The organism is Microcystis sp. M53603_WE2, from assembly GCF_030065435.1.
In genome coordinates this window covers 1-2,642 of the sequence record NZ_JASJFF010001199.1, presented here as the reverse complement: position 1 = coordinate 2,642, position 2,642 = coordinate 1, and the positions used below count along the sequence as shown (strand labels likewise).

1 protein-coding gene is annotated in these 2,642 nt (G+C 42.8%); it reads right to left on the bottom strand.

The genetic code is table 11. The annotated features are described in order from the left end of the window. Positions 1-323 precede the first annotated feature (323 nt). The coding region (locus tag PX481_RS25130) for a CHAT domain-containing protein (protein ID WP_288096681.1) at positions 324-2,642 on the bottom strand (2,319 nt) is incomplete at its 5' end.

The window sequence follows — 2,642 nt, the reverse complement described above, 5'->3', positions numbered from 1 at the left end:
GTTTAACCTGAGCGACTTAGTTTTTGCTGCGCTTTTTTCTGGCTTGAGATTTTAGGTTCGACAGCAACTCCTTGATTGTTTTTTGAGTTACCCCTTGACAATCAAGACAGTCGCTACGTTCATCTAGTAGGGTTGATTCATGAATCAACCCTACCTTGAATCAACCCTACCTTGAATCAACCCTACCTTGAATCAACCCTACTGAATCAACCCTACCTTGAATCAACCCTACCCCAACCCCCCCCGATGTTGGGGGGTTGGGGGCAAGGGGAGGAGGTTCGGCTAATCTAAAAATAAAGGGATATCTTGAAATTGTAGTTTCCTCATTTCAGATTTTGTCCCTTGCTCGCCTGTGGTAAAAGCGGAAGACCGGCTGGATTCCCTAAACAAATAAAAGCGGCCCAATACTTAGGAGCTTCATAAGGGCGTTCTAAATCAGATTTTTGACTTAATTCACGCAAATGGGCAGCAGTTCCTATACTGTGTTTTTCTGCCGATTTGATGGCATCTTCCGTTAGCCATTGGGAACGCATTTTGGCGATGGTGAGACGCTGGAGGCTAGATTTGGCTTTTCTCAAAGCTTCTGCTTTGCTAAGTTTTGCTTTCAGGAGATAATAATAGAAATACTGCATTAAGATAGTGGTAGCCACATCCTCCACTTTCCAAAGGCTGATAATAACGGTTTTTGCTCCTGCTTGGATGAAGGAACGACGCAAACCGATGAGGGTTTCTCCTGTGTAGAGGTCTCCTAAGGCGGTTTCACAGGCGGATGTTACTACTAACTCTGTCCCTGCTAAGTTGATAGATTGCACGTCTAGGGAAGTTAATAAGCCATCTTCGGCTTCTTCGGGTAGTTTACCGCCGTTTAACATCGTATTCACCCCCGCAAAGGCTAAACCTGAACGCAACAGGGGATTTTGTCTGGTGCCGACTTGGAATCTTTCTGAGGCGGAAAGACTCGATAACATGAAGTTTTGGTTAATTGTGTCCAGTTCGGGGGTTATATCGCCGAGAAAGTAGCCATGAGTAGCAATATGGAGAATATAAGGGGCTTTTTGGGCTTTGGAGACAAGAGGTTTTAAAGCTTTGGCGGCGGTAACGGGTTTGACTCTGAGTATTTTAGCGATTTTTTCGCCTTCGATTTCGGTGCCGGGGAGGGAGTTGAATATTTGTCCTTGTCTAGAGGTGGCTAAATTGCGTAAGGATGGTTTAAAGGGGAATTTTTCCTCATTTTCGGCAGTTGATGGCGTGTTTTCGGGACTAGCTAAGTTATAGTCAGGGTTAGCGATAACGAGAGGATAGGTGACTTTTGCGGGAATTTTGGCTTTAAAGCGCAGGATATCTCGCCCTACATTTAAGAAGTTGCAGCGATATTCATCCATTAAGTAGCTGCCTTTATCGGTGGGTAAAATTTCAAAGGGTAAGCAGTTTAATTCGCCATCGGGACAGATAATTAATTCTTGGGTGAGATAAGGCTTGATTTTGTCAAAAATAAGCTGGCTTAGTTCAATTTTTGACAGTATATCCTCTTGTTTCTTAAATACGGCCACACTTAATCCTCGTGGGTTTTCTACCGATTCCCGAAACTCTTTCACTAATTTGTCTATGGGTTCAGCTTCTCCTAAATCTATCATAGTTAGCTGTTCTGGGGCTTGGGCAGGTAGGATAAAGGCGAGATAGCGAGGGGGAAAGGATGCAGCGTCACCGTTGGCGGGAATTGCCTGAAAATTGTAGTTATTAAACCTGAAAAATTCAATTAGGGTAGTTCCTTCGGGTAATTCTAAAGCGATGGTACGAAAATCAGCGTTTTGCAGTTCTTTTTCGAGGTTAAGTTCGGGGATATTTAATTCTCGTTCGAGGTTTTCCGCTTGTTGTTCGAGGGATTTAATTTCTTGTTGGTAGTAGGGAAGTTGTTCGGGGGTGGGTATATCAAAACAGCGTTTGGCGAGTTGTTGTCTGATTTGTTGCCATTGTTGGAGTTTGGGGGCAAGATGGGCGTATTGTTGGGATAAAAGGGCGATTTTTTGCAGGATGGCGGTTTCGGTTGCGATCGCTTTCCGTCTTAAGATGAGGTTATAGGCAGATTGTACCGCTTCGGGAGTATTAGGAAAGTGTTGGAAAACGAGAGAGAGAAATCTTTCTACTTTATAGTAGTTTTGTATAAGATAAATGATGCGTTGTTTATCGGTGCTGATACTAAAGATTTTCGAGATAGTTTTTAAGTCAATATCTGCCGCTTCTTGCATTAATTTTAGGGCTGGTTTATGGCAGTTGGTTGCTGTATATAATAGGGCTAAGTTATTCAGAGAAGTAGCATAGCCAGGGTGTTCAGTACCTAGAATTTTACCAATAATTTTGAGAGCTTGTTGATGGAGAGGTAAAGCTTGCTCATACTGTCCCATTAGCTTATATAAGTTAGCTAAATTATTCAGAGAACTAGCATAGTTAGGGTGTTCAGTACCTAAACTTTTACCACGAATTTCGAGAGCTTGTTGATGGAGAGGTAAAGCTTGCTCGTACTGTCCCATTGACTTATATAATACGGCTAAGTTATTCAGAGAAGTAGCATAGTCAGGGTGGTCAGTACCTAAACTTTTACCACGAATTTTGAGAGCTTGTTGAGAGAGAGGTAAAGCTTGCTC